Origin of the sequence: Amylibacter sp. IMCC11727 (assembly GCF_029854195.1) — a bacterium.
GTDB lineage: Bacteria > Pseudomonadota > Alphaproteobacteria > Rhodobacterales > Rhodobacteraceae > Amylibacter.
The window spans coordinates 908,848-931,219 of sequence record NZ_CP122960.1 but is presented as its reverse complement, the minus strand read 5'-3'; the positions used below and the strand labels follow the sequence as shown (position 1 = coordinate 931,219).

General features: G+C 55.7%; 22 protein-coding genes. 12 read left to right on the top strand and 10 right to left on the bottom strand.

The annotated features are described in order from the left end of the window. Complete coding sequence (locus QBD29_RS04755; RefSeq protein WP_280100171.1) at positions 1-3,408, top strand: efflux RND transporter permease subunit; 3,408 nt, start codon at positions 1-3, stop codon at positions 3,406-3,408. On the opposite strand, the gene QBD29_RS04750 is transcribed toward QBD29_RS04755, so the two are convergent. Genes QBD29_RS04750 through QBD29_RS04735 form a run of 4 tightly spaced genes read right to left on the bottom strand, consistent with a single transcriptional unit; the run spans position 3,405 to position 6,202 of the window. Continuing rightward, positions 3,405-4,058: a nitroreductase gene (locus tag QBD29_RS04750; RefSeq protein WP_280100170.1), complete on the bottom strand. Its 654-nt coding sequence runs from the start codon at positions 4,056-4,058 to the stop codon at positions 3,405-3,407. The two genes, QBD29_RS04755 and QBD29_RS04750, sit on opposite strands and share 4 nt — an antisense overlap. Beyond that, positions 4,055-4,789 (bottom strand): alpha/beta hydrolase, encoded by a 735-nt coding sequence (locus tag QBD29_RS04745; protein WP_280100169.1) that lies wholly within the window; start codon positions 4,787-4,789, stop codon positions 4,055-4,057. Before QBD29_RS04745 ends, QBD29_RS04750 begins: the two co-directional genes overlap by 4 nt. Before the next feature lies 1 nt (position 4,790). Further along, entirely contained in the window at positions 4,791-5,324 is a 534-nt protein-coding gene (locus QBD29_RS04740) for a pseudouridine synthase (RefSeq protein WP_280100168.1), read from the bottom strand. Continuing rightward, positions 5,321-6,202, bottom strand: a complete 882-nt coding sequence (locus tag QBD29_RS04735; RefSeq protein ID WP_280100167.1) for a DMT family transporter — start codon at positions 6,200-6,202, stop codon at positions 5,321-5,323. Before QBD29_RS04735 ends, QBD29_RS04740 begins: the two co-directional genes overlap by 4 nt. 206 nt (positions 6,203-6,408) lie before the next feature. Here QBD29_RS04735 and thrS point away from each other — a divergent pair, with 206 nt between their 5' ends. Further along, a complete protein-coding gene (gene thrS / locus QBD29_RS04730; RefSeq protein WP_280100166.1) occupies positions 6,409-8,355 on the top strand; it encodes a threonine--tRNA ligase in 1,947 nt (648 codons plus the stop codon). Between the two features lie 3 nt (positions 8,356-8,358). On the opposite strand, the gene QBD29_RS04725 is transcribed toward thrS, so the two are convergent. Beyond that, a complete protein-coding gene (locus tag QBD29_RS04725; RefSeq protein WP_280100165.1) occupies positions 8,359-9,273 on the bottom strand; it encodes a LysR family transcriptional regulator in 915 nt (304 codons plus the stop codon). Positions 9,274-9,405: 132 nt separating this feature from the next. Here QBD29_RS04725 and QBD29_RS04720 point away from each other — a divergent pair, with 132 nt between their 5' ends. Further along, positions 9,406-10,431 (top strand): alpha/beta fold hydrolase, encoded by a 1,026-nt coding sequence (locus QBD29_RS04720; RefSeq protein WP_280100164.1) that lies wholly within the window; start codon positions 9,406-9,408, stop codon positions 10,429-10,431. A 320-nt stretch (positions 10,432-10,751) separates the two neighbouring features. Then, positions 10,752-11,255, top strand: a complete 504-nt coding sequence (locus QBD29_RS04715) for an N-acetyltransferase (RefSeq protein WP_280100163.1) — start codon at positions 10,752-10,754, stop codon at positions 11,253-11,255. Here the strand turns inward: QBD29_RS04715 and QBD29_RS04710 are convergent. Beyond that, the gene (locus tag QBD29_RS04710; protein WP_280100162.1) at positions 11,252-12,613 is read right to left on the bottom strand and encodes an MATE family efflux transporter; all 1,362 of its coding nucleotides are present in this window, start codon (positions 12,611-12,613) and stop codon (positions 11,252-11,254) included. The genes QBD29_RS04715 and QBD29_RS04710 overlap by 4 nt on opposite strands. Before the next feature lie 96 nt (positions 12,614-12,709). On the opposite strand from QBD29_RS04710, the gene QBD29_RS04705 reads away from it, so the two are divergent. The 3 genes from QBD29_RS04705 to arsC are packed head-to-tail and all read left to right on the top strand — an operon-like array spanning position 12,710 to position 14,435. Then, positions 12,710-13,042, top strand: a complete 333-nt coding sequence (locus tag QBD29_RS04705) for a DUF952 domain-containing protein (RefSeq protein ID WP_280100161.1) — start codon at positions 12,710-12,712, stop codon at positions 13,040-13,042. After that, positions 13,039-14,097 (top strand): quinone-dependent dihydroorotate dehydrogenase, encoded by a 1,059-nt coding sequence (locus tag QBD29_RS04700; protein WP_280100160.1) that lies wholly within the window; start codon positions 13,039-13,041, stop codon positions 14,095-14,097. The genes QBD29_RS04705 and QBD29_RS04700 overlap by 4 nt, the downstream gene beginning before the upstream one ends. Further along, positions 14,094-14,435, top strand: a complete 342-nt coding sequence (gene arsC, locus QBD29_RS04695; protein WP_280100159.1) for an arsenate reductase (glutaredoxin) — start codon at positions 14,094-14,096, stop codon at positions 14,433-14,435. The genes QBD29_RS04700 and arsC overlap by 4 nt, the downstream gene beginning before the upstream one ends. Here arsC and QBD29_RS04690 read toward each other — a convergent pair. The 4 genes from QBD29_RS04690 to QBD29_RS04675 are packed head-to-tail and all read right to left on the bottom strand — an operon-like array spanning position 14,421 to position 17,463. Then, positions 14,421-15,185, bottom strand: a complete 765-nt coding sequence (locus QBD29_RS04690) for a VOC family protein (protein WP_280100158.1) — start codon at positions 15,183-15,185, stop codon at positions 14,421-14,423. The genes arsC and QBD29_RS04690 overlap by 15 nt on opposite strands. Before the next feature lies 1 nt (position 15,186). Beyond that, complete coding sequence (locus QBD29_RS04685; RefSeq protein WP_280100157.1) at positions 15,187-16,515, bottom strand: MATE family efflux transporter; 1,329 nt, start codon at positions 16,513-16,515, stop codon at positions 15,187-15,189. After that, positions 16,508-17,017 carry a PaaI family thioesterase gene (locus tag QBD29_RS04680; RefSeq protein WP_280100156.1) on the bottom strand — a complete coding sequence of 170 codons (510 nt, stop codon included), beginning with the start codon at positions 17,015-17,017 and terminating at the stop codon, positions 16,508-16,510. Before QBD29_RS04680 ends, QBD29_RS04685 begins: the two co-directional genes overlap by 8 nt. Further along, entirely contained in the window at positions 17,014-17,463 is a 450-nt protein-coding gene (locus QBD29_RS04675) for a PaaI family thioesterase (protein WP_280100155.1), read from the bottom strand. The genes QBD29_RS04680 and QBD29_RS04675 overlap by 4 nt, the downstream gene beginning before the upstream one ends. Before the next feature lie 201 nt (positions 17,464-17,664). Here QBD29_RS04675 and QBD29_RS04670 point away from each other — a divergent pair, with 201 nt between their 5' ends. From QBD29_RS04670 to QBD29_RS04650, 5 genes are all read left to right on the top strand, one after another. Then, positions 17,665-18,042: a MerR family DNA-binding transcriptional regulator gene (locus QBD29_RS04670; protein ID WP_280100154.1), complete on the top strand. Its 378-nt coding sequence runs from the start codon at positions 17,665-17,667 to the stop codon at positions 18,040-18,042. Between the two features lie 144 nt (positions 18,043-18,186). Next, positions 18,187-18,585: a MerR family DNA-binding transcriptional regulator gene (locus QBD29_RS04665; RefSeq protein ID WP_280100153.1), complete on the top strand. Its 399-nt coding sequence runs from the start codon at positions 18,187-18,189 to the stop codon at positions 18,583-18,585. 45 nt (positions 18,586-18,630) lie between these two features. Further along, on the top strand, positions 18,631-20,406 hold the full coding sequence (locus QBD29_RS04660) for an acyl-CoA dehydrogenase C-terminal domain-containing protein (protein ID WP_280100152.1): 1,776 nt from the start codon (positions 18,631-18,633) through the stop codon (positions 20,404-20,406). Positions 20,407-20,463: 57 nt separating this feature from the next. Continuing rightward, positions 20,464-21,618: an acyl-CoA dehydrogenase family protein gene (locus QBD29_RS04655; protein WP_280100151.1), complete on the top strand. Its 1,155-nt coding sequence runs from the start codon at positions 20,464-20,466 to the stop codon at positions 21,616-21,618. Between the two features lie 104 nt (positions 21,619-21,722). Then, on the top strand, positions 21,723-22,364 hold the full coding sequence (locus QBD29_RS04650; protein ID WP_280100150.1) for a glutathione S-transferase family protein: 642 nt from the start codon (positions 21,723-21,725) through the stop codon (positions 22,362-22,364). Positions 22,365-22,372 lie beyond the last annotated feature (8 nt).

Genomic DNA, 22,372 nt, shown 5'->3' with positions numbered 1-22,372 from the left:
ATGTCGCGGCAACTCTCTCGCTCCGCTGGCGGACTGCTGAGCTATTTCACACGCCACCGCACCGCGGCGAATTTGCTTTTGGTGATGATGCTGGTCATCGGGCTTGGCTCCATGACGCAAATCCGATCCCAGTTTTTTCCCGATGTCATCATCGACAGCGTCACCGTCACCGTCGGCTGGGAAGGCGCTGGCCCCGAAGATGTAGACAATGGCATCGTTGCCGTTCTTGAACCCGCCCTTTTGGCTGTCGAAGGCATAGAAAGCTCGCAAAGCACAGCCACCCAAGGCCGCGCGCGCATCTATCTTGAATTTGAACCAGACTGGGACATGGCCCGCGCCGCCGATGACGTAAAAGTGGCCGTAGATGCGGTAACGGGCCTGCCTGACGGTGCAGATGATCCCAACATCCGCCGAGGCGCATGGCGTGATCGCGTGACGGATGTGGTCATTTCTGGCCCTGTATCTCCAGAACAATTGGGCCGATTTGCCGATGAATTTTCGGCCCGCCTTTTCCGCGCAGGGGTTACTCGCACCACCATTCGCGGCGTTTCCGCCCCAGAAATTGTGGTCAACGCGCCCGAAATTTCCTTAATCCGCAACGATGTGTCCTTGCGTGAAATCGCAGATGCAATCGCCGAAGAAGCAGAAACCGATCCCGCAGGAGATGTGGCAGGTGGGTCTGCACGGGTACGCACTGGCATCGAAAAACGCTCCGCCGATCAGGTGCAGCAAATCGTTGTACGCTCTAACCCCGATGGATCGAAACTGCGCGTTGGGGATGTGGCAGACGTCACCGTCGAAGGCGTAGATCGTGAACGCAGCTATTATGTTGGCAACAACCCCGCCGTGTCGATCCGCGTGGATCGCGCAGATCAGGGCGATGCCATCCGCATGCAAAACAGCGTGCAAGCCGTCGCCGATGAAATGCAACTGACCCTGCCCGAAGGGGTCACCATTGAACTCATTCGCACCCGCGCCCAATCCATCACAGACCGCTTGAACATCCTTGTGGACAATGGCCTTGTTGGCCTCGGCCTTGTGGTGCTGCTGCTGTTTATCTTCTTAAACGCCCGCACGGCCTTTTGGGTCGCAGCGGGTATTCCCGCGGCCATGTTCGCCGCCGTTGCTATCATGTATGCGGCAGGTCTGACCATCAACATGGTGTCCCTCTTTGGCCTCATCATTACCCTTGGCATCGTGGTGGATGACGCCATCGTTGTGGGCGAACACGCCGATTTTCGTGCGCGCCAAATGGGCGAGGACCCGATCCAAGCCGCAGAAAACGCCGCCATCCGCATGGCCCCGCCCGTGTTTTCCGCCACGGTCACCACTGTCATCGCCTTTTTCGGCTTGGTCACCATCGGCGGGCGCTTTGGGTCGCTGATTATCGACATTCCGTTCACCGTAATTGCCGTGCTGATCGCTTCCCTCGTGGAATGCTTCATCATCCTGCCAAACCACATGTCCCACGCGCTCCATGCGTTTAAAAACAAACGCTGGTACGATTGGCCTTCTGAAACCTTTAACAAAGGATTTAACTGGTTCAAACGCGTGGTCTTCCGCCGCTTTATCAACGGCGTGTTGGTTCTGCGATATCCTGTTCTTGCAGGTGTCACTGTTCTGCTCGCCAGCCAAGCCGCCCTGTTTATTTCGGGCGATGTGCGCTGGCGGTTCTTTAACGCCCCAGAACGCGCGTCCATTTCGGGCAATATCGCCATGCTGTCGGGTGCAACCCGTGATGACACCCTTGAAATGGTGCGCGAGTTACAACGCGCCGTGCGCGACACTGCCGCCGAATATGAAAAAGAACATGGCATAAACCCCGTGACCTATGTTCTCGCCGAAGTGGGCGGAAACACAGACCGATCTCTCTCAGGCTCCGACACTAAAGATGTGGATCAACTGGGCTCCATCGCGGTTGAATTAATCGACGCGGACAGCCGCCCTTATACCTCTTTCGAACTGGTCGCCGCGATCCAAGACAACGTGCGCAAGCACCCCCTTTTGGAAACCGTCAGCTTTCGCGGCTGGCGCTCTGGCCCAGGTGGCGACAGCATGGATATCCAAATTTATGGAGCCACTGCATCCGTTCTTAAATCCTCTGCCGAAGCCTTAAAAGCCGCCGTCGCACAATTCCCCGAAGTCTCCGCTGTCGAAGACAACCTCGCCTATGACAAAGAAGAATTGGTTCTGGAACTCACCCCCCAAGGCCAATCCTTGGGCTTCACCATTGATGCCATCGGGCGCGAACTCCGCTCACGACTAAACGGCATCGAAGCCGCGTCATTCCCTGTTGGGGTGCGCACCGCAGAAATTACTGTGCGCCTGCCCGAATCCGAACTGACTGCGGATTTCTTGAACAAAACCCGCCTGCGCACACCGATGGGAACCTACGTTCCTTTGTCCGATGTGGTCACCGTAGAAACCGAACTCGGCTTTTCCACCGTGCGGCGTGAAAACGGCATCGGCTTGATTTCCGTCACAGGCGATATTTCCGAAGACAACGCCGACCGCGCCGCCTTTATCAATGACCAACTGCGCACCGTCATCATGCCCCAAATCGCATCCGATTTTGGCGTTGAATGGCGCATGTCGGGCCTTGCTGAACAAGAACAGGAATTCCTATCAGACGCCTTCCTCGGCTTCTCGCTCTGTATGCTTGGCATCTATCTCACCCTCACGTGGATCTTTGCCAGTTGGACGCGTCCGCTCGTGGTTATGGCAGTGATCCCCTTCGGTCTGATTGGCACCATCTATGGCCACCACGCATGGGGTGTGCCCTTGTCCATGTTCTCGGTTGTGGGTCTGATCGGCATGTCGGGGATCATCATCAACGACAGCATCGTTCTGGTCACAACAGTGGATGAATACTCTAAATCGCGCGGCCTGTTCCCCGCCATCGTGGACGCCGCAACTGATCGCTTCCGCCCTGTGCTGTTGACAACGCTCACCACGGTTCTTGGCCTAACCCCCCTCCTCTACGAAGGCTCTCGCCAAGCAGAATTCCTCAAGCCAACGGTCATCACACTCTGCTATGGCCTCGGTGTTGGGCTGTTCCTTGTGCTGCTGGTTGTGCCGTCTTTGCTGGTTATCCAAAAAGACATCGGCAACCTGTTCACCAGCTATCGCCGCGCCGCCACGGGCCGCCACACTGCGCTCAGTCACCGTGTGGTTGTGTGGGGCGCCAGCACCGCATCGCTCGCCCTGTTGATCGCAACAATCGGTCTTTATGTCGCGACCCAAGACACACCTGCGTGGATCACCGCGCTTGGTATTTCCGCCTTTGACAACATGAACGGCGCAATGCCAGCGCTAATCGTCTTGTTGCTCGGCTTGATCTGCACCGCCCTTTTGGCAGTTTTCATTGCAGCAGTTTGGCAAACAGCCGTGAAACGCCGAACGGCTTAAACGTCGCGCAACCACACGTCTGGCGCGGCGCGATCCGTCATAAATCCATTCACCGCGTGATCTGGGTCAGCACGCCCAATGGCAATGCCCGCAAACAGCATTTCCTCTTCAGGCATCCCAACAAACTCAGACACATACCTGTGCTGCACCGACCAACATTCCTGTGAACAAGACGCCAAGCCAGCCTCTTCCAACAACAACGTCACCGTCGCCATATACCCGCCAAGGTCCGTCCATTGCGCGGCCCCCATATCGCGGTCCACCGCAACAAACGCCGCCACAGGAGCTCCAAAAAACTGATAGTTGTTCGCAAACCAAGCCAACCGCGCCATCTTGTCCTCGCGCGGGATGCCAAGACGCTGATACATCGTTTCCCCCACCGCAAACCGCTGGCTGCGATACGGTTCCTTTAATGGTTGCGGGTAAACAGGATATTCAGGCGCATCGACAGAGGTTTTTTTCGCCATCCCCGCCTTAAACTCTACCATCCGATCCCCATGCAGCAAATACACCCGCCACGGCTGCACATTGCCACCAGACGCGGCACGGCTTGCCTTGACCAAAACATCTCGCACGGCGTCCACGTCAACACCACCTTCTAAAAAGGCACGACAAGACCGCCGTTGCGCCACTGCCTCTGAAACCCTCATACGCTGACCTCTTTCACCGCGTCCGCGATCATCTGCAAACACGCATCATCGCTAAACCGATGATCCGCCCCCTTCACAAAGGTCAGCCGCAGATCATCGCAGGTCACATGCTCCACAATCCGCAAAGGCACGTCCATCACCACATCCACATCTGCGGTTCCGTGCAGCAACCGCACTGGAAACGGCAGATCAAGTGGGGAGCGCAGCACCAATTGCTCCCGCCCATCCTCGATCAACTTTTGAGTAATCACATACGGACCATCATCATACTCAGACGGCAATTCCACCCGCCCTGTCCGCGCCATTTCATCTTTTTGCGAATCCGAAAACCCCATCCACATGCTGTCTTCGGTAAAATCAGGCGCAGCCGCAATGCCCACCAAACCTGCCACGCGATCAGGCCGCGCCCGTGCGCACAACAACGACATCCAGCCGCCCATGGAACTGCCAACCAAAACCTGCGGCCCCTCCGTTAGCTCATCCAAAACCGCAATCGCATCTTGGGCCCATTCGCCAATACACCCATCGGTGAAATCCTCGGACGAACTGCCATGCCCCGAATAATCAAACCGCAAAAACGCGCGGCCCTCGCGCTTGGCCCAATCCTCCAGAAACACCGCCTTTGTGCCCTCCATGTCGGATTTGAATCCGCCCAAGAACACCACGCCCGGCCCTGTGCCTTCGGTTTTCCGATACGCAATCCGCCGTCCGTTTGCTTCTAAAAAATCCATGCTACACCTCTATCCATTCACCAGGGTCGAGCCCTTCTAACGTCCAATCACCAACCGAATACCGAATAAGCCGCAAACACGGATGCCCCACCGCCGCCACCATGCGCCGCACCTGCCGATTGCGCCCCTCACGAATGGTGATCTTTAACCAATAATCATCCACCGTCTTACGCGACCGCACAGGCGGAACCCGTTCCCACAGCCCCTTTGGTTCGTCCATATATTCCACCTCCGCGGGCTTTGTACGTCCGTCCTTCAAATCCACGCCCGTACGCAAAGCCTCCATAGCCTCCGCATCTGGCAAGCGTTCCACCAACACCCAATAGGTCTTGGGTGATTTGAATTTCGGTGACGCAATGCGGTTCTGCAATGCGCCATCATCCGTCAAAACCAGCAACCCCTCACTGTCCCGATCGAGCCGCCCCGCCGCATACACATCCTTCACAGGCACAAAATCCCGCAGCGATTGGTGCCCCCCTTCAGATGTGAATTGGGACAAAACGTTCATCGGTTTGTTCAGAAGTATTGTCGTCATATCTTCCTCTTCCGCGTCGCCAAATACACGCCCGCCCCCGCAAACACAAACCCGATCCACGCCCAAAACGGCATCGCCTCGCCCAGCGCAAACCATGCCATCACGGCGGCTACAGGGGGAACCATAAACAATTGCGCAGACACTTTTGAAACCTCACCCGCACGGATCATCGCCAGCAGCAGCCCGATCGCAATAACCGAATTCCCGATCACCAGATACGCCAGCGCCCCAATAAACTCCCACGTCCACTGCACGTTTGTCACGTCCTCCATCAGCAAAAACGGCAGCAAACAGATCAGTCCAGCCGCATAGCCAATCAGGTTCGCGGTCACAGGATGATGCGACAAACCAAACCGCTTCTCCCACAGCGTGCCTGCCACCATCCCGAACATCCCCAGCGTGGTGAACACATAGCCAACCACAGGTGTCGGCCCCACGTTCATTCGCGCCAAAATCACGACAGCGGCCCCAATCAGCGCAAGGATCAGCCCACCCCACTGCGCCAGCCCCACATGCTCCCCCGCCCAACGCGGCGCAATCAACGCCACCGCAATCGGCTGCATCGACATAATCAATGCCGACGTCCCCGCAGGAATCCCGTTCACAAACCCCAGATAATTCAGCCCGAAATACACCGTCTGGATCATCACCCCAACAAAGGCCAAATGCCCCCAGTCGGCCCACGTTTTCGGCAATGGCGGGCGCAAAATCAGAAATAGCACCCCCATGATCAGCACCACAAACCCAAACCGCAACCCCAACAAAGTCATCGGCGGCGCATACTGCAACCCGATCTTCGCCACAGTATAGCCCCCCGCCCAAAGCAGCAGAAAAATCACAGGGGCAAGGATCAGCCAAAGGGGTTTGTTATCAGGCATACCCGCACTCTTAGGAGGATTGCCACCAGACACAACCACCAACTGGTGTGCATGAGTTTCAGGCCGCACCTGACATCTCCACAGCTGAGTACAGTTCAACCAACACACCCCCGCTTGACTTCCCCCCCCATCCCCGCCAAAACGCCTCCAACATAACCCGCAACCGGGCGCTTCGTAGGCGTCAAAACGATGGAGGAGCCAGCACAATGGCCAACATTACCCTTACCCTTCCCGATGGCGCACAGCGCGAATATGCAGCAGGCATCACAGGTGCCGAAGTGGCCGCTGACATCTCAAAATCCTTGTCCAAGGCCGCGTTTTCTTGCTCTGTAAACGGCGAACACCGCGATCTGTCCCGCGCTATCGACACCGATGCCGACTTCGCCATCCACACCATCAAAGACGACGCCCAAGCGTTGGAGCTGATCCGCCACGACTGCGCCCATATCATGGCCCGTGCGGTGCAGGAAATCTGGCCAGACGTCAAAGTCACTATCGGCCCTGTGATCAAAGACGGCTGGTATTATGACTTTGACCGCGCTGAACCCTTCACCCCAGAAGACCTCGGCGCAATCGAGAAAAAGATGCGCGAGATCATCAACAAACGCGAACCTGTGACGACAGAGGTTTGGGACCGCGACCGCGCCATCAAGTTCTACCAAGACAACAACGAACCCTACAAAGTCGAACTGATCGAAGCCATCCCCGGCGACGAACCTCTGCGCATGTATTGGCACGGCGATTGGCAGGATCTGTGCCGCGGCCCGCACTTGCAACACACAGGTCAAGTGCCAGGTGACAGCTTCAAACTCATGTCCGTCGCAGGCGCCTATTGGCGTGGGGACAGCAACAACGCCATGCTGCAACGCATCTACGGCGTGGCGTTCAAAAACAAAAACGACCTCAAAGCTCACCTTCTGATGCTGGAAGAGGCCGCCAAACGCGACCACCGAAAATTGGGCCGCGAAATGGACCTGTTCCACATGCAAGAAGAGGCCCCCGGCCAAATCTTCTGGCACCCCAACGGCTGGCGCATCTACACAGGCCTTCAAGACTACATGCGCCGCATGCAGGACAAAAACGGCTATGTCGAGGTGAACACCCCGCAAGTGGTGGACCGCAAACTCTGGGAAGCCTCAGGCCACTGGGAAAAATACCAAGAGAATATGTTCATCGTTGAAGTGGACGAGGAGCACGCCCGCGAAAAGGCAGTGAACGCTCTCAAACCCATGAACTGCCCCTGCCACGTGCAAATCTTCAACCAAGGCCTGAAATCCTACCGCGACCTGCCTTTGCGCATGGCCGAATTCGGCTCTTGTAACCGTTATGAACCCTCAGGCGCATTGCACGGCATCATGCGCGTGCGCGGCTTTACCCAAGATGACGGCCACATCTTCTGTCGCGAAGACCAGATCGAAGAAGAAACCAAAATCTACATCGACTTCTTGTCAAACGTGTACCGCGATCTGGGCTTTGAAGAATTCGAAGTGCTCTTCTCCACCCGCCCCGAAGTCCGCGCAGGGTCAGACGAGGTCTGGGACAAAGCCGAAGAAGCGCTTTTGTCGGCCACCCGCGCCGCTGGCATTGAACCGGGCATTAACCCCGGCGAAGGCGCGTTTTACGGCCCGAAACTGGAATTCACCCTGACAGACGCCATCGGCCGCAAATGGCAGTGTGGCACCCACCAAGTGGATTTCGTCCTGCCTGAACGGCTCGACGCGAATTACATCGGCGAAGACGGCAACAAACACCGCCCCGTCATGTTGCACCGCGCCACACTCGGCTCTTTTGAACGGTTCATCGGGATCCTGATCGAATCCCACGCAGGCAAACTGCCCTTCTGGCTCGCTCCACGCCAAGTTGTCGTCGCCTCCATTGTGTCAGACGCAAACGACTACGTGTTTGAAGTGGTCGAAGCGCTCAATGCCGCAGGCGTGCGCGCCGAGGCGGACATTCGCAATGAAAAGATCAACTATAAGGTCCGCGAACACTCCCTGTCCAAAGTGCCAGCCATCCTCGCCATTGGTATGAAAGAGGTGGAAGAACGCACCGTTTCCGTGCGCCGCTTGGGCCAGAAACAAACCAGCGTTCAAGCGCTCGACGCTGTGATTGCGGAACTTTCAGCAGAAGCAACACCACCCGATCTGCTTTAGCGCCTACAACGGGGCCGTGCCTTCAACCCAAAACTCATCACGGCGGGATTGAATTTCCGCCGCGATGAAATCCACAAACACCCGCACCCGCGCGTTTTTGCGTAAATCCCGATGAAGCAACAACCACAGGCTGCGCGTTGGCACTGGCGTTTGAAACGGGGCACGCACCAGACCGGGGTGTCGATCCCCCATGGCGCAAACCAAATACGCCATACCCATCCCCGCCGCGGCCAAGGTTACATGTGGAACCGCCTCTGAAATGCGATGCCGCAACTGTGCCTTTGGATAATGGGTCGCCTTCACCCATGGCGCGGTGATATCCCCTTCTGGCTCAAACCAGCCAATAAAATGCAGCCCCTCACCGCCATTGTCCTTAACCCGCTTTGCGTATTCAGGCGTGCAATAGGCCGCTTGCGAACAGGCCACCAACTTGCGCCCAACAACATCATCGTCCACATGAAACGCCGCGCGGAAACTGACATCAGCTTCCCGCTTCGCCAAATCTGCAATGTCATTGGTAAAACGTACGTTCAATTCGATTGCGGGATAAAGGTCTGAAAACTTGCTGAAATCATCCACGATAGACGTCATGGACAACGCATGGGGCACCGTCACATGCACCGTACCTTTGGGTTCCGTATCGCTCCCCGCAATCACGCGGGCCGCTGCGTTCATTTCTTCCTCAACCCGTTCTGCATAGGGCATAAAATCATCCCCCAACTGCGTCAGCACCAGCCCGCGTTTTGATCGGTCGAACAGCCTCGCACCCGCACGATCCTCCATCATCGACAAACGCCGCGTGACAGTCGTGTGATTGATCCCCAACGCCTCGGACCCGCCGCGCAATGTACCAGCACGCGCCACTGCCAAAAAATACTTCAGGTCATCCCAGTTAAATGTATGCGCTTCAGTTGGCATTGTTCGCAGTCATAGTTGGTTCATATTTGAACCACTATGTTCAAAAATTCTCATCTACACAACATTTTTTGAACATCTTACCCTACGTGCAAATCATGGCCCAACCGCGCCCTCAATTTTGGAACAGACCTTATGAAAATGATCTTACTCAGCACTCTCGCCGTTATCCTCGTCGTAGGTGTCATATCCAGTTTTGTCTTAACCCGTGACGGATCGCTTAAAACACCTGTGGGCACGGGAACTGTCACCATTGATGCAAGCACATTCGAGGCCTTCCCCCTGCCCGACTACGCTGCTGCGTTTGTGGACGACGATTACAAAAGCTATTTCATCGAGGTCGCCCCAGGCATCAAAATGCACATCCTCGAGGTCGGCACCGGTCAGCCCGTTTACATGCAGCACGGTGTTCCCACCTCTGGCTTCTTGAACCGCAAAGTCGCCGACGCACTGCCCCGCGACCAATTTCGCGTGATCATGCCCACGCTCATTGGTCTTGGATTTTCGTCCAAAGTCCCCGCCAGTCAGATCACCCTCGAAAATCAAATCGCTTGGACGAATACTGCGCTTACGAAACTTGCCCTAAAAGACGTGATCTTCGTAGGCCAAGATTGGGGCGGCCCCATTGGCATGGGCGCTCTCGCTCGTTCCCCTGAAATGGCAAGCGGCGCGGTTATTCTAAATACTGTGCTTGATGCCCCAAAGGTAGACCGCGAAATTGCTTTGCCGCTCAAAATCGTCAACACTCCCATCGTGGGCGAGCTTTTCCTCGAAGGCGTCGTGTCTATCTTCAACCAATTGGCTGGCCTGCAAAAAGACCCTGCCTCCATGCCCGCTGATGTGATCGCGCTTTATGCAAAACCTGTGCAGGATAGTGGCAATGCCAAGGGCCCACTGGCACTGACACGCATGGCAGTGACAGGACCAGACCACCCAAATGCCCACCATTTCGTTGCAATCGAGGCTTATCTCGCAGATTGGAACCACCCGACCGAAATCGTTTGGGGATTGGCCGATCCGATTTTGGGCAAACGCCTTTCAGATATGACCCCCCTCTTCCCGAATGCGGAAGTAACCAAACTCGACCAAGGTCATTTCCTGCAAGAAGAAGCACCAAAAGACGTTGCCGCTGCGATCCAGCGCGTTGCCGATCAACTCTGATTGGGCTCTCAGCAATCGACTAAAATACAACACACACGTGGCTTGATTCCCACAGTAGTGCCCAAATTCTGCCCGAATCAGGGTCCAGCCTGATCTGATCAAGCGTCAAAATAGGCGCAGCAGTCACGAGGCAACACAATGGCATCTCAATACGACCCACGCGAGCAGCGCGAATGTCCGAATGCACCCGACGCACAGACATTGCGCACCTCACAAACACTCCAATCAAAGGCTGAAATCCCACAATATGTGGCGAAATCGACTGAACCTGCACCTCGAATGCAGTTTCTGATTTCTGGGCTCCAAGCCCGCTACGGCTGATGATCCTACGCACAGAACGTCCCAGCGACATTGAAGCAATCTATCAACTGACCAAAGCGGCCTTTGCACCTATGGCCTACAGCGATGGAACCGAACAGGATTGCATCAATGCCCTGCGTGATGACGGGGATCTAACACTCTCCTTGGTGGCTGAAATTGACGATGAAATCGTCGGCCATGTGGCGTTCTCTCCCGTTACGTTAAACGGCATATCGGATGGTTGGTTTGGCCTCGGCCCGATTTCTGTTGCAACAACCCACCAGAAAAGCGGCATTGGCAGCGCCCTTATCAACCAAGGACTCGATTGGTTGAAATCCCAAAACGCCAAAGGTTGCGTTCTAATCGGTGATCCAAACTATTACGCCCGTTTTGGTTTTGTCAGCAATGGCGACCTAACCTATCACGACCTGCCCACAAAATACGTTCAATGGCTCGGTTTTGATGGCAACACCGCATCAGGTAAATTGATCTTTTCTCGTGGTCTTGAACCAAAACCCGCTTAGCTGCGTATCCCACCGATCTTGTCCCGCGCCACCCACGCGCTCACGATCACCGACATCACCAACCCCAATGTCACCGCCAGCGCAATGCCGAGCCAAACCCCCAACGTGCCCATGTCAAACACACGCACAAACAACCAGATAAACACCAACACCCCGATACCTTGGCGGAAAATCCCAATCCACAAAGTCCAGATCGGTTTTTGCAATGCCTGTAAAAACGAATTCATCGCGAACAACACGATGTAAACGGGCAGGATAAACCCATCCACCCGCAGGTATTGCGCGCCGATGCGAATAACCTCTGGGTCAGACGAAAAGATCGCCATCAGATACGGCGCGGCCACCCACAACACCAGTGACCCCACAAACATCAGCGCCACGCCAGCTTTGCAGCAAAACGCCACGGCCTCGCGCACCCGATCAAAATTCTGCGCACCATAGTTCTGAGCCACAATCGGCAACAATGCCCCAGTTAGCCCAAATCCAGGCAACAAGATCAGCTGCTCCACCCGCAATCCAATACCGTAGGCCGCCACGGCAGACCCCCCGAACCCTTTCAGGAAATACTGCACCACAAAGCCCGCAACCATCATCACCATCATGGTAAACGCGGTTGGAATGGCCTGCTGGGTAATCTCCCAAATCCACTTGGCGCGGGGCCGAAATACCATCTCTTGCGCATCGGCCATAATATCCGATTTCATCACCTGCATCAGGATGTAAACCATAACCCCTGTTTGGCTGATCACCGTACTTGCGGCGATGCCGTTAAACCCCATACCCCCCCAAACGTTCGGGATTCCGAAAATCAGCAATGGGTTCAGCACAAGGTTCACAAAGAACGCTACAATCTGCGCCCGCTGCATGGATTTCATGTCCCCTTCTGCGCCTAAAATCCCATTTGCCCCAAAGGCGACCAAAAACCCTGGAACAGCAAACAACAGCACATTGAAATACGCCTCACCCGCGTCACGGTACGCCCCAGGCGCAGAAATAATCGCCAACAACGCTGGCCCCACCACATAACCCACTATCGCCAACACCACCGATGCAATCACCGCATAGCTAATGCCCTGACATGCAATGCGTTTCGCCTGCCCGCCCCGCTTTTCACCCAGCGCCTTGCCCACCAACGCACTCAGCGCCGAATTCAGGCCAAAGCCAAAAGCCACCATGACGAAGAATACTTGAAACGACACCGCCAGACCCGCCTGTGCCTCGGTCGAAATCATCCCCGCGTAAAATGTGTCCACCACATTATAAAGGGTGGTGAACACCATTCCGATGGCCATGGGAATGGCCAAAGTGCGAAAATGCCCCGCAATGGGTCCAACCGTAAGGTCTTGGCCTTTTGACATTGTGTTCTCCTTTAACCCATCCGTGGCACGTCCCATCCCAACTGTCACGCCTGAAAGCGACTTGACGCACGTCGCGCAGACAGGCATCACCCGCCTATGCTGATATACAAAATCTTCCGATCCGACGAATGGACTGACATGCAGGCCAAAGGCGAAACCACAGGCGCACCCATCGACCTTGCCGATGGCTATGTGCATTTTTCCACCGCTGAACAGGCCGTTGAAACCGCCGCCAAACACTTCGCGGGCGCAGACGGGCTTTGGCTGATCGCTGCCGAAACGGATCGAATGAATACCCTGAAATGGGAAATCTCTCGCGGGGGCGCAAAATTCCCGCACCTCTATGAAACGTTCAAGATGGATCATGTTGTCTGGGCTGAGGAGCTGCCCCTAATCGACGGCATTCACCAATTCCCCGAAATGTCATGAAGCTTACAGAGAAACTCGCACTGGCCGCCATGTATCGCCTCGACCCCGAACTCGGTCACACACTGGCGATCAAGGCCTTGCAGGCAGGTCTCACTCCCAAACCTGGCCCCGTCACATCGCCCCGCCTGCGCACCACCCTTGCAGGGCTCGACCTCCCCAATCCCGTCGGCCTCGCCGCTGGATTTGATAAAAACGCCACCGCGCTTAAACCCTTGTTGCAAACGGGGTTTGGTTTCATCGAAGCAGGTGCAGCAACGCCGCTGCCGCAGCCTGGCAACGACAAACCCCGCCTGTTCCGCCTGCGCGAAGACCAGGCCTCGATCAACCGCTTTGGCTTTAACAACGAAGGCGCGAAGGCCATCGCCGCCCGCCTCGCCGTACGCCCTAACACTGGCATCATTGGCCTCAACCTCGGGGCCAACAAAACTGCCACCGACCGCGCTGCGGATTTCGCCTCTGTCCTAAAAACCTGCGGCGCACATGTGGATTTCGCCACCGTTAATGTGTCTTCCCCCAACACCGAACGCCTGCGTGATCTTCAAGGCAAAGCAGCGCTTTCCGCTCTCCTCGCTGGGGTGATGGAGGTGCGCGAAACCCTGCCAAACCGCATCCCGATTTTTCTGAAAATCGCCCCCGATCTGAACAGCGAAGAACTCAACGACATCGCCGAGGTCGCAAAAACCTCTCATCTCGATGCCATCATCGCCACCAATACAACCCTGTCACGTGATGGTCTGATCAGCGCGGATCGCGACGAAATGGGCGGTCTCGCAGGCCAGCCTCTGTTTGAAAAATCGACCCGCATCCTTGCGCAATTGCACAGTCTGACAGACGGTGACATTCCTTTGATCGGCGTCGGCGGCATCGGCTCTGCGGATCAGGCCTATGCGAAAATCCGCGCAGGCGCATCGGCCGTGCAACTCTATACCGCCTTAGTGTACAGCGGCCTGTCACTTGCTGCAGACATTGCAAACGGGCTCGACGCACTCTTGAAACGCGATGGCTTTGCATCGGTTGCCGATGCGGTCGGTACAGATAAGGACCCTTGGTTATGACAACGATCTGGCACAACCCACGCTGCACAAAATCCCGCCAAACCCTCGCTCTGCTCGAAGAAAACGGCGAAACCCCAAACGTGATAAAATACCTCGAAACCCCGCCTAGCATTGATGAAATCCGCGCGGCCCTAACGGCGCTCAACGTCCCCGCGATCCAAATCATGCGTACGGGTGAAAAAACCTTCAAGAATCTGGGCCTGTCGAAAATCGACCCCGATGAAACCCTCATCACAGCCATGGCCGAAAACCCCATCCTGATCGAGCGCCCCATCGTGTTTAAAAACGACCGCGCCGCCATCGGACGCCCCCCAGAAGATGTGCTAAATATCCTCTAAAGTATGGTGCCCAAAGTCATCCAAAACGGGCGCAACACCAGATAACCCAACACCCACATAGCCGCTGGAATCGGACAGCGGCCCTGCCACATGTTGCAATTCCAACGTGGTATAAGGGCGTTTCCACAACCACTCCCGATGGGCCACATCCTCTAGCCCATGGCCGGGCGGCACATCCTCTGTGAACCCCAGAAAATACAACGTAAATCCAAACCCCACCACAGGCTGCACCGACAACAGCTTCATCCCCAACTGATCGCGCCAGACACCAAGCGATGATTCCACATCATTCGTGCGCAACGTGATCTGCCCGATCCGCGCACCCCCACCGAGCGGCGCATCGCTATCCCCTGCACCTGCCGTCCGATTGGCCTCAAAATCATGCTGTAACAGCTCGATCTGATATCCCGCGGGATCAGCCAGATGCGCCATGTAACCGATATCTTGAAACTGCTTCGGCACAGAAACCACTACCCCACGCCGCTTCAATTGCGCTACGGCCATATCCACATTCGGCAGCGTGATCCCAATTTTCCAATATCGATCCGCGCGGCTCTGCACCCCCGCAATCCCTTGGCGCAGCAGCACATCCGCATCGCCGCCACCGTATCCCACACGCACGAACCCCGCACCCTGATCCCGCACCGACATGCCAAGCACATCACAGTAGAACGCCGCCAACCCCTCAGGCTCATCCGCCATCAGTTCCACAAACGCCAATCCACGCTTCTTTGTTCCTGAAATACTCAAATCACCCCTCCGCCGCACGTTCCAACGCTGGATACCGCACCGCCAACGTCACCCCTCGTGCCACAAAGAAAATGATCAACGCCGCCCACAGGCCGTGATTGCCAAAAGGCTCCAACAGCAGCCAAATTGCCAGCCAATACACGCCAAAGCTGATCAGCATCATGTTGCGCATGTCTGTGGTCCGCGTTGCCCCGATGAATATTCCATCCAACATCCAAGACGGCCCACCCAAAAACGGCGCCAAGATCATCCATATCAGATAGACCCGCGCCAACGCCCGCACTTCAGGCGCGGTGGTCATCACATCAATCAGCCACCCACCCGCAAAGAAAAAGAATATGGACAGGATCACGATCACCACAGCCCCCCAAAAACTGGTGATCATCACAGATCGGCGCAATCGTCCGCGATCCTTCGCACCCAGCGCCTGTCCAATCAGTGCCTCTGCAGCAAAGGCAAAGCCATCCATCGCATTTGCAGTGATAAACAAAAACTGGATCAAAACCTGATTGGCCGCCAGCGTTGTGTCATCAAACGCCGACCCAAGAAACAGGAAAGATGCAAAACAGATCAACAACAACACGGATCGGATCATAATGTCGCTGTTCACCAGCGCCATACGTTTCAGGATCACTCGATCAAACACCACCGTCCAGTTTTTCCAGTAATCTCCGCGAAATCCATCACGCACCAACCAAACCCCCAGCACCAGGCCCGACAGTTCAGCAATCATCGTGGCCACCGCCACCCCTTCAACACCCCAGCCAAGGCCAAGCACGAACCACAGATCCAGCAGAATGTTCACGCCGTTCATCCAAACTTGCAGCACCAGCACCGCGCGCGTGCGCTCATGGGCCACCAACCACCCCGTCAGCCCATAAACCGCAATCGCCGCAGGGGCGCTCCAAATCCGAATTTGCAAATAACCATAGGCAAGGCTTTCCACCTCCGCACTTGCGGGGGCCAGTTGAAAGGCCATCCAAAAAATCGGTACTTGCAGAACAATCATCAGAAATCCTGCGGCAAAACCGATCATCAGGCTGCGCACCAACAGCGCGCACACTTCGCCGCGATCATTGGCCCCAATCGCTTGCGCCGCCAATCCCGCCGTACCCATCCGCAAAAAGCCGAAAATCCAATAGACAGAGGTCAAGATCACCGCCCCAATGCCAACGGCCCCAATCGGCGCGGCCAGCCCCATTTGCCCCACCACGCCCGTATCCACCGCGCCTAAAATGGGCGTGGTGGCGTTGGAAATCACAATGGGAATGGCCACGTTTAAAACGCGGCGATGGGTCAGTTCACCCTGTGGGATCGCCGCTTTATCCATCCACGTCCAATCGCGGCATCAAAAAATGCCCCGTGGCTTGGGCGTATAGCTTTTCGCGATTGTCCTGCCACGCTTCGACATGCACAGACGCATAGCGCCGTCCAGATCGGTTCACCCGCGCACGCGCATAACAATCCCGCGGCAAACCACTGCGCAGGTAATCCACCGTGAAATCAATAGTCTTGGGCAGGCGCAAATACCCTGCCGCCTTAACCGCTTCCACATCCGTCTTTTCTTCTTCCAGCGCGCCCCAGGCCCGCTGCCATGCCAGTTCAATCAGCGCTGCCATTTCCAGAAACGATGCCGTTGCTCCGCCGTGGATGGCGGGCAACACAGGATTACCGATAATCTTGGGATCAAACGCCATCACCGCCGTTAACTCGTCGCCGCGCCGATCAAAACTGACGCCCATAAATTCGATATACGGAACACTGTCCACCAACGCCTTTAACGCCCCATCGCGGCGTTCTTTGACGATTTGCAATGGTTCTGGCTGTTTCATGACGCGTCCTTTTTCAAACGAGCAAAGGTAAAGGCCCCCGTGGCGCTGGCCACGGGTTTTTCCGCGTCCCCGTCATGGGCAAAGGCCCGCACAAACGCCACGGTCCGCGTCACATGGTACACATGGGCATGGGTCACAATCCGTTCCCCCACTTTCGCTGGCCGCATATATTCTATGCGCAAATCAATCGTTGCCGTGGGTTTGCCGCTTTCTGGATGCAACGACACGGCCAACCCACAACAGGTGTCCATCAACGCCGACACAGCCCCCCCATGCACCACGCCCGTTTCAGGATCGCCCACAATGCGTTTGTCATAAGGCATCGACATCGACGCCTCTGCCGCGCCCATGCTTTCCAGCCGAATATTCAGCGCCGCACAAAACGGCAACGCATTGATAAACTGCGCGGCAATCTTTTCGCGCCTGTCTTGGGATATCTCTGCCATAGGTCTCGGTCTTTCTGCTGTCCCCCATCAATACGGGGCATCTGCGCACAGGCACAAGCCCAAACCTTTGGCCAAAATACACCCAAACCCTAAGGCGCGAAATCACATCTTGTTTTGCTCTGCGAAACACTGTTTCATATTGCAACGCCTGATAGGTTTGTTAGGCTCTGCCCAAATCCTCTTAGTTACGGAATGCACGGAATGACCGTCGACCGCCTTACCCTCAAAGAAATGTGCGCCAAGTTCAACGTCACCACACGAACGCTGCGCTATTATGAATACATCGAATTGCTGTTCCCCGAAAAAGAGGGCCGCACCCGATTTTACGGACCAACTGAATTTGCTCGCATGGAATTGATCCTGCGGGGCAAACGCTGGGGTTTCTCACTCGAAGAAATTCGCCAGTGGCTCGAAATGTACGACAAAGAAGATAACTCCGCTCAGCTGGAAACCCTTCTTGAAATGGCCGAACGCCAGCTTGTCGCGCTCGAATCGCAGTACGAACAATTGGGTGAAACCCTCGTTGACCTAAAAGAAATGCGCAACCGCACCCTCGATCGCATCAAAAACATAAAATAATTCGAAATTTTTTTCGTTGTTTTTCAGGGCTTTTCCCTGTGACGTCACGTCTCTTTACGTTAACGTCATGGTCTTCACCTTGAAAACTGCTAAGTTGACGTTCACGTAAGCGTCAGTTCAGACACCCTATGCACGAGGTACACCATGACCGAAGTTCGCAAGACCATTCGCCAAATGTGCGAAGAATTTGACGTAACACCCCGCACCCTTCGTTTTTACGAAGCCAAAGAACTGATCTCGCCCCTGCGCGAAGGCCAGAAACGCCTTTACGGCAAACGCTCTCAGGCAAGGCTCAAGCTGATCCTGCAAGGCAAACGCTTTGGCTTTTCACTCGAAGAAATCCGCCAACTGCTCGACCTTTACTATATCGGCGATCAGCAACGCACCCAAATGACCAAAACCTATGATCTTGCTGTGGAACGGCTTGCGGCCATGAAACAGCAACGCGCAGAATTGGACACCACCATCGCTGAATTTGAAAAACAGCTGCAATGGGGTGCCAACTTTATCGCCGATCTCACCGCCAAAGAGGCGGCAGAATAACCGCCTCTCCCTAAGCCCCAAACCAAGACCCCAAGGAGCCACACCATGCCAACATACGCCGCCCCCACCAAAGATATGGCCTTCGTCCTGCACGATCTGCTAGGCATCGAAAAATCAAATGTGCCAGGCTACGACGATCTGACACCCGATTTCACATCCGCCATTCTGGAAGAAGCCGCCAAAATCCACCAAGACGTGATCGCACCTTTGAACGTTGTGGGCGACAAAGAAGGCTGTAAACTGGAAAACGGCGTTGTGCGCACGCCAACAGGGTTTAAAGACGCGTTTGACCAATTCCGCGAAGGCGGCTGGACAGGTATCGCCTGCGAAGAAGAATTCGGCGGCCAAGGCCTGCCATATTTGATGGGCACAACCATCGGCGAAATGACATCTGCGGCAAACCAGGCTTTCGCCATGTACGGCGGCCTGACCAACGGCGCATATGCCTCCATCCTTGCCCACGGCTCTCAGGCGCAAAAAGAAACCTATCTGCCCAACATGGCGTCCTGCAAATGGACAGGCACGATGAACCTGACCGAACCGCATTGCGGCACCGATCTGGGCATGATGCGCACCAAAGCCGAACCTCAAGCGGACGGTTCTTACAAAATCTCTGGTCAGAAAATCTTTATCTCTGCGGGCGAACACGACATGTCCGACAACATCATCCACTTGGTGTTGGCGAAAATCGTGGGCGGCCCTGAAGGCATCAAAGGCGTCTCCCTCTTCATCGTACCAAAATTCATGGTTAACGAAGACGGGTCCGAAGGCGCGCGCAACGGTGTCTCCTGTGGTGCAATCGAAGAAAAGATGGGCATCCACGGCAACTCCACTTGCGTGATGAACTACGACGAAGCCACAGGCTATCTCTTGGGCGACGAGCACAAAGGCATGCGTGCCATGTTCACCATGATGAACCACGCCCGCCTCGGTGTTGGCCTGCAAGGTCTGGCTCAAGCCGAAGCCGCCTACCAAAACGCTGTTGTCTACGCCAAAGACCGCCTGCAAGGCCGCGCAGTCACAGGGGCGGAAAACCCAGACGGCCCAGCCGACCCGATCATCGTACACCCAGATGTGCGCCGCTCTCTTATGGATCAAAAGTCCTTTATCGAAGGCGCACGCGCATTCGTTTACTGGGGTGCCATGATGATCGACCAAGCCCACGGGCTGGAGGACAAAGACGCAGACGGCATGATTTCCTTGCTGACACCTGTGATCAAAGGCTTCCTCACCGATCAAGGTTACGACATGACCGTGCAAGCTCAACAGCTTTATGGTGGTCACGGCTATATCGAAGAATGGGGCATGTCCCAATTCACCCGCGATGCCCGTATCGCCATGATCTATGAGGGCGCAAACGGCGTTCAGGCGCTAGACCTCGTAGGGCGTAAATTGGCGCAAGACGGCGGCAAGCATGTGATGGCCTTCTTTGAAATGGTGAAGTCCTTCATCTCTGAAAACAAAGACAACGAAGCCCTCGTTGATTTCATCGAACCGCTGAAAGCCGCGTCCAAAGACTTGCAAGCCGCAGGCATGTTCTTCATGCAGAACGGTATGAAAGACCCGAACGCCGCCCTGTCTGGTTCCAACGACTTCATGCACATGTTCGGTCACGTCTGCCTCGGCCTGATGTGGGCCCGCATGGCAAAGGCCGCAACGTCAGCGCTTGACGCTGGCACGGATGATCCAGAGTTTTATCAAAACAAACTGGTGACTGGCCGCTACTACATGGCGCGTCAATTGCCCGCCACAGGGATGCACCTCGCGCGTATCCAATCTGGCGCGGACACCGTTATGGGCCTAAGCGCAGAAGCGTTTTAATTACACGAAAATCGGGTGGCGTTCGCGCCACCCAAAACCGACGTCAGGGAGAGACACATGTCGATTGCACCACTTAAATCTGCTTGGATGACCGAAGAGCATCAAATGCTCGACGAGATGACAACAAACTTCATCTCCACCGAATGGGCTCCCAAATTTGAAAAGTGGCGCAAGCAAGGGGAAATGGACATCGAAACCTGGCAAGAGGCTGGCGAACTTGGCCTGCTTTGCCCCTCCATTCCAGAAGAATACGGCGGCGCTGGTGGTGATTTCGGCCACGAAGCCGTGATCCTGATGGCAGGCTCCCGCCTCAACCTCGCCTCATGGGGCCACGGCATCCACTCTGGAATCGTGGCCCACTACATTCTGCACTGCGGTACAGAAGAACAGAAAAAACGCCTGCTGCCAAAAATGGTGTCAGGTGAACTCGTCGGCGCGCTCGCCATGACCGAACCTTCTGGTGGTTCCGATGTGCAAGGCATCAAAACCCGCGCCATCAAAGAAGGCAACAACTACAAAATGTCTGGCTCCAAGACCTTTATCACCAATGGTCAACACGCCAACCTGATCCTTGTGGCCGCCAAAACCGACCCTTCCCAAGGCGCAAAAGGCACGTCCCTGATGATCCTTGAAACAGACGGCGCAGAGGGTTTCACCCGTGGCCGCAACCTCGACAAAATCGGCATGAAAGCCGCCGACACGTCAGAGCTGTTCTTTGACAATGTGGAAATCCCACCAGAAAACGTTCTGGGCGGCGACGAAGGCCGTGGCTTTTACCAAATGATGCAACAACTGCCCCAAGAACGCCTGATCATCGGCTGCGGTGCTGTTGGCGCGATGGAAGGCGCTGTCGCCACCACAATCGAATACTGCAAAGAGCGCAAAGCGTTTGGGAAATCCATCATGGAATTCCAAAACACCAAATTCAAATTGGTGGAATGCGCCACAAAAACCCAAGTGGCCCGCGCTTACCTCGACACCTGTATCGCAGCGCACCTGCGCGGTGAGTTGACAGTCGAACAAGCAGCCATGCAGAAATACTGGCTCACGGACACTCAAGGAGAAGTGCTCGACGAATGCTTGCAACTTCATGGGGGCTACGGCTTCATGATGGAATACGCCGTTGGCGAAATGTGGACCGACGCCCGTGTCCAACGCATTTACGGCGGCACAAACGAAATCATGAAAGAGCTCGCAGGCCGCGCGCTTTAAGGCACACAATACCTCACTGCCCCCGACGTGATCGGGGGCCTCGCGCAACAATCGCTCAGGTCCCTGATTAAATCAGGGACAGTACCGACAGAAGGAACAAACAGATGGCTGATTACAAACTCTACTGCTTTGGCGAAAGCGGCAACTCTTACAAAGCCGCACTGCCCCTCTCCCTCTCGGGTCTCGATTGGGAAGCTGTCTATGTTGATTTCTTCAACGGCGAAGGCCGATCCCCAGAATACCGCGCCAACGTCAACGCATTCGGCGAAGCTCCCGCTCTGATCCATGGTGATGAAAAAATCGCCCAATCAGGCGTGATCCAGTCTTACATCACCGAACAATCGGGCAAATTTGGCGGCAACACAGCCGCCGAAAAACGCCAAGTGCAGGCATGGGTTCTGTGGGACAACCACAAACTCTCCTCCATGGCGGGCCTCACCCGATTCTTGATGAACTTCCTGCCCGAAGACAAACGCCCGCAAGAAGTCATCGCCTTTAACAAAGGCCGCCTTGCCGCAGCCTATGCCACACTCGACGCAGCACTCGAAGGACGCGATTGGCTGGTGGGCGATGGTGTCACCAATGCCGATTTCTCCTGCTGCGGCTACCTCTACTACCCTGAACCGTTCGGCTTTGTGCGCAGCGATCACGCCAACATCAACCGCTGGCTCTCCAACATCGAAGCCCTCGACGGCTATAAAGCCCCCTACGACCTGATGCCCGGCTCCCCAGCCGACCGCGCTTAATTCACACC

Coding starts and splice junctions, on each gene's coding strand:
- QBD29_RS04670 (WP_280100154.1), top strand. CDS start 17,665: ATGACCGTCGACCGCCTTACCCTCAAAGAAATGTGCGCCAAGTTCAAC.
- arsC (WP_280100159.1), top strand. CDS start 14,094: ATGACAACGATCTGGCACAACCCACGCTGCACAAAATCCCGCCAAACC.
- QBD29_RS04655 (WP_280100151.1), top strand. CDS start 20,464: ATGTCGATTGCACCACTTAAATCTGCTTGGATGACCGAAGAGCATCAA.
- thrS (WP_280100166.1), top strand. CDS start 6,409: ATGGCCAACATTACCCTTACCCTTCCCGATGGCGCACAGCGCGAATAT.
- QBD29_RS04710 (WP_280100162.1), bottom strand. CDS start 12,613: ATGTCAAAAGGCCAAGACCTTACGGTTGGACCCATTGCGGGGCATTTT.
- QBD29_RS04745 (WP_280100169.1), bottom strand. CDS start 4,789: ATGGATTTTTTAGAAGCAAACGGACGGCGGATTGCGTATCGGAAAACC.
- QBD29_RS04735 (WP_280100167.1), bottom strand. CDS start 6,202: ATGCCTGATAACAAACCCCTTTGGCTGATCCTTGCCCCTGTGATTTTT.
- QBD29_RS04720 (WP_280100164.1), top strand. CDS start 9,406: ATGAAAATGATCTTACTCAGCACTCTCGCCGTTATCCTCGTCGTAGGT.
- QBD29_RS04650 (WP_280100150.1), top strand. CDS start 21,723: ATGGCTGATTACAAACTCTACTGCTTTGGCGAAAGCGGCAACTCTTAC.
- QBD29_RS04680 (WP_280100156.1), bottom strand. CDS start 17,017: ATGAAACAGCCAGAACCATTGCAAATCGTCAAAGAACGCCGCGATGGG.
- QBD29_RS04755 (WP_280100171.1), top strand. CDS start 1: ATGTCGCGGCAACTCTCTCGCTCCGCTGGCGGACTGCTGAGCTATTTC.
- QBD29_RS04675 (WP_280100155.1), bottom strand. CDS start 17,463: ATGGCAGAGATATCCCAAGACAGGCGCGAAAAGATTGCCGCGCAGTTT.
- QBD29_RS04715 (WP_280100163.1), top strand. CDS start 10,752: ATGATCCTACGCACAGAACGTCCCAGCGACATTGAAGCAATCTATCAA.
- QBD29_RS04740 (WP_280100168.1), bottom strand. CDS start 5,324: ATGACGACAATACTTCTGAACAAACCGATGAACGTTTTGTCCCAATTC.
- QBD29_RS04665 (WP_280100153.1), top strand. CDS start 18,187: ATGACCGAAGTTCGCAAGACCATTCGCCAAATGTGCGAAGAATTTGAC.
- QBD29_RS04700 (WP_280100160.1), top strand. CDS start 13,039: ATGAAGCTTACAGAGAAACTCGCACTGGCCGCCATGTATCGCCTCGAC.
- QBD29_RS04660 (WP_280100152.1), top strand. CDS start 18,631: ATGCCAACATACGCCGCCCCCACCAAAGATATGGCCTTCGTCCTGCAC.
- QBD29_RS04685 (WP_280100157.1), bottom strand. CDS start 16,515: ATGGATAAAGCGGCGATCCCACAGGGTGAACTGACCCATCGCCGCGTT.
- QBD29_RS04750 (WP_280100170.1), bottom strand. CDS start 4,058: ATGAGGGTTTCAGAGGCAGTGGCGCAACGGCGGTCTTGTCGTGCCTTT.
- QBD29_RS04705 (WP_280100161.1), top strand. CDS start 12,710: ATGCTGATATACAAAATCTTCCGATCCGACGAATGGACTGACATGCAG.
- QBD29_RS04725 (WP_280100165.1), bottom strand. CDS start 9,273: ATGCCAACTGAAGCGCATACATTTAACTGGGATGACCTGAAGTATTTT.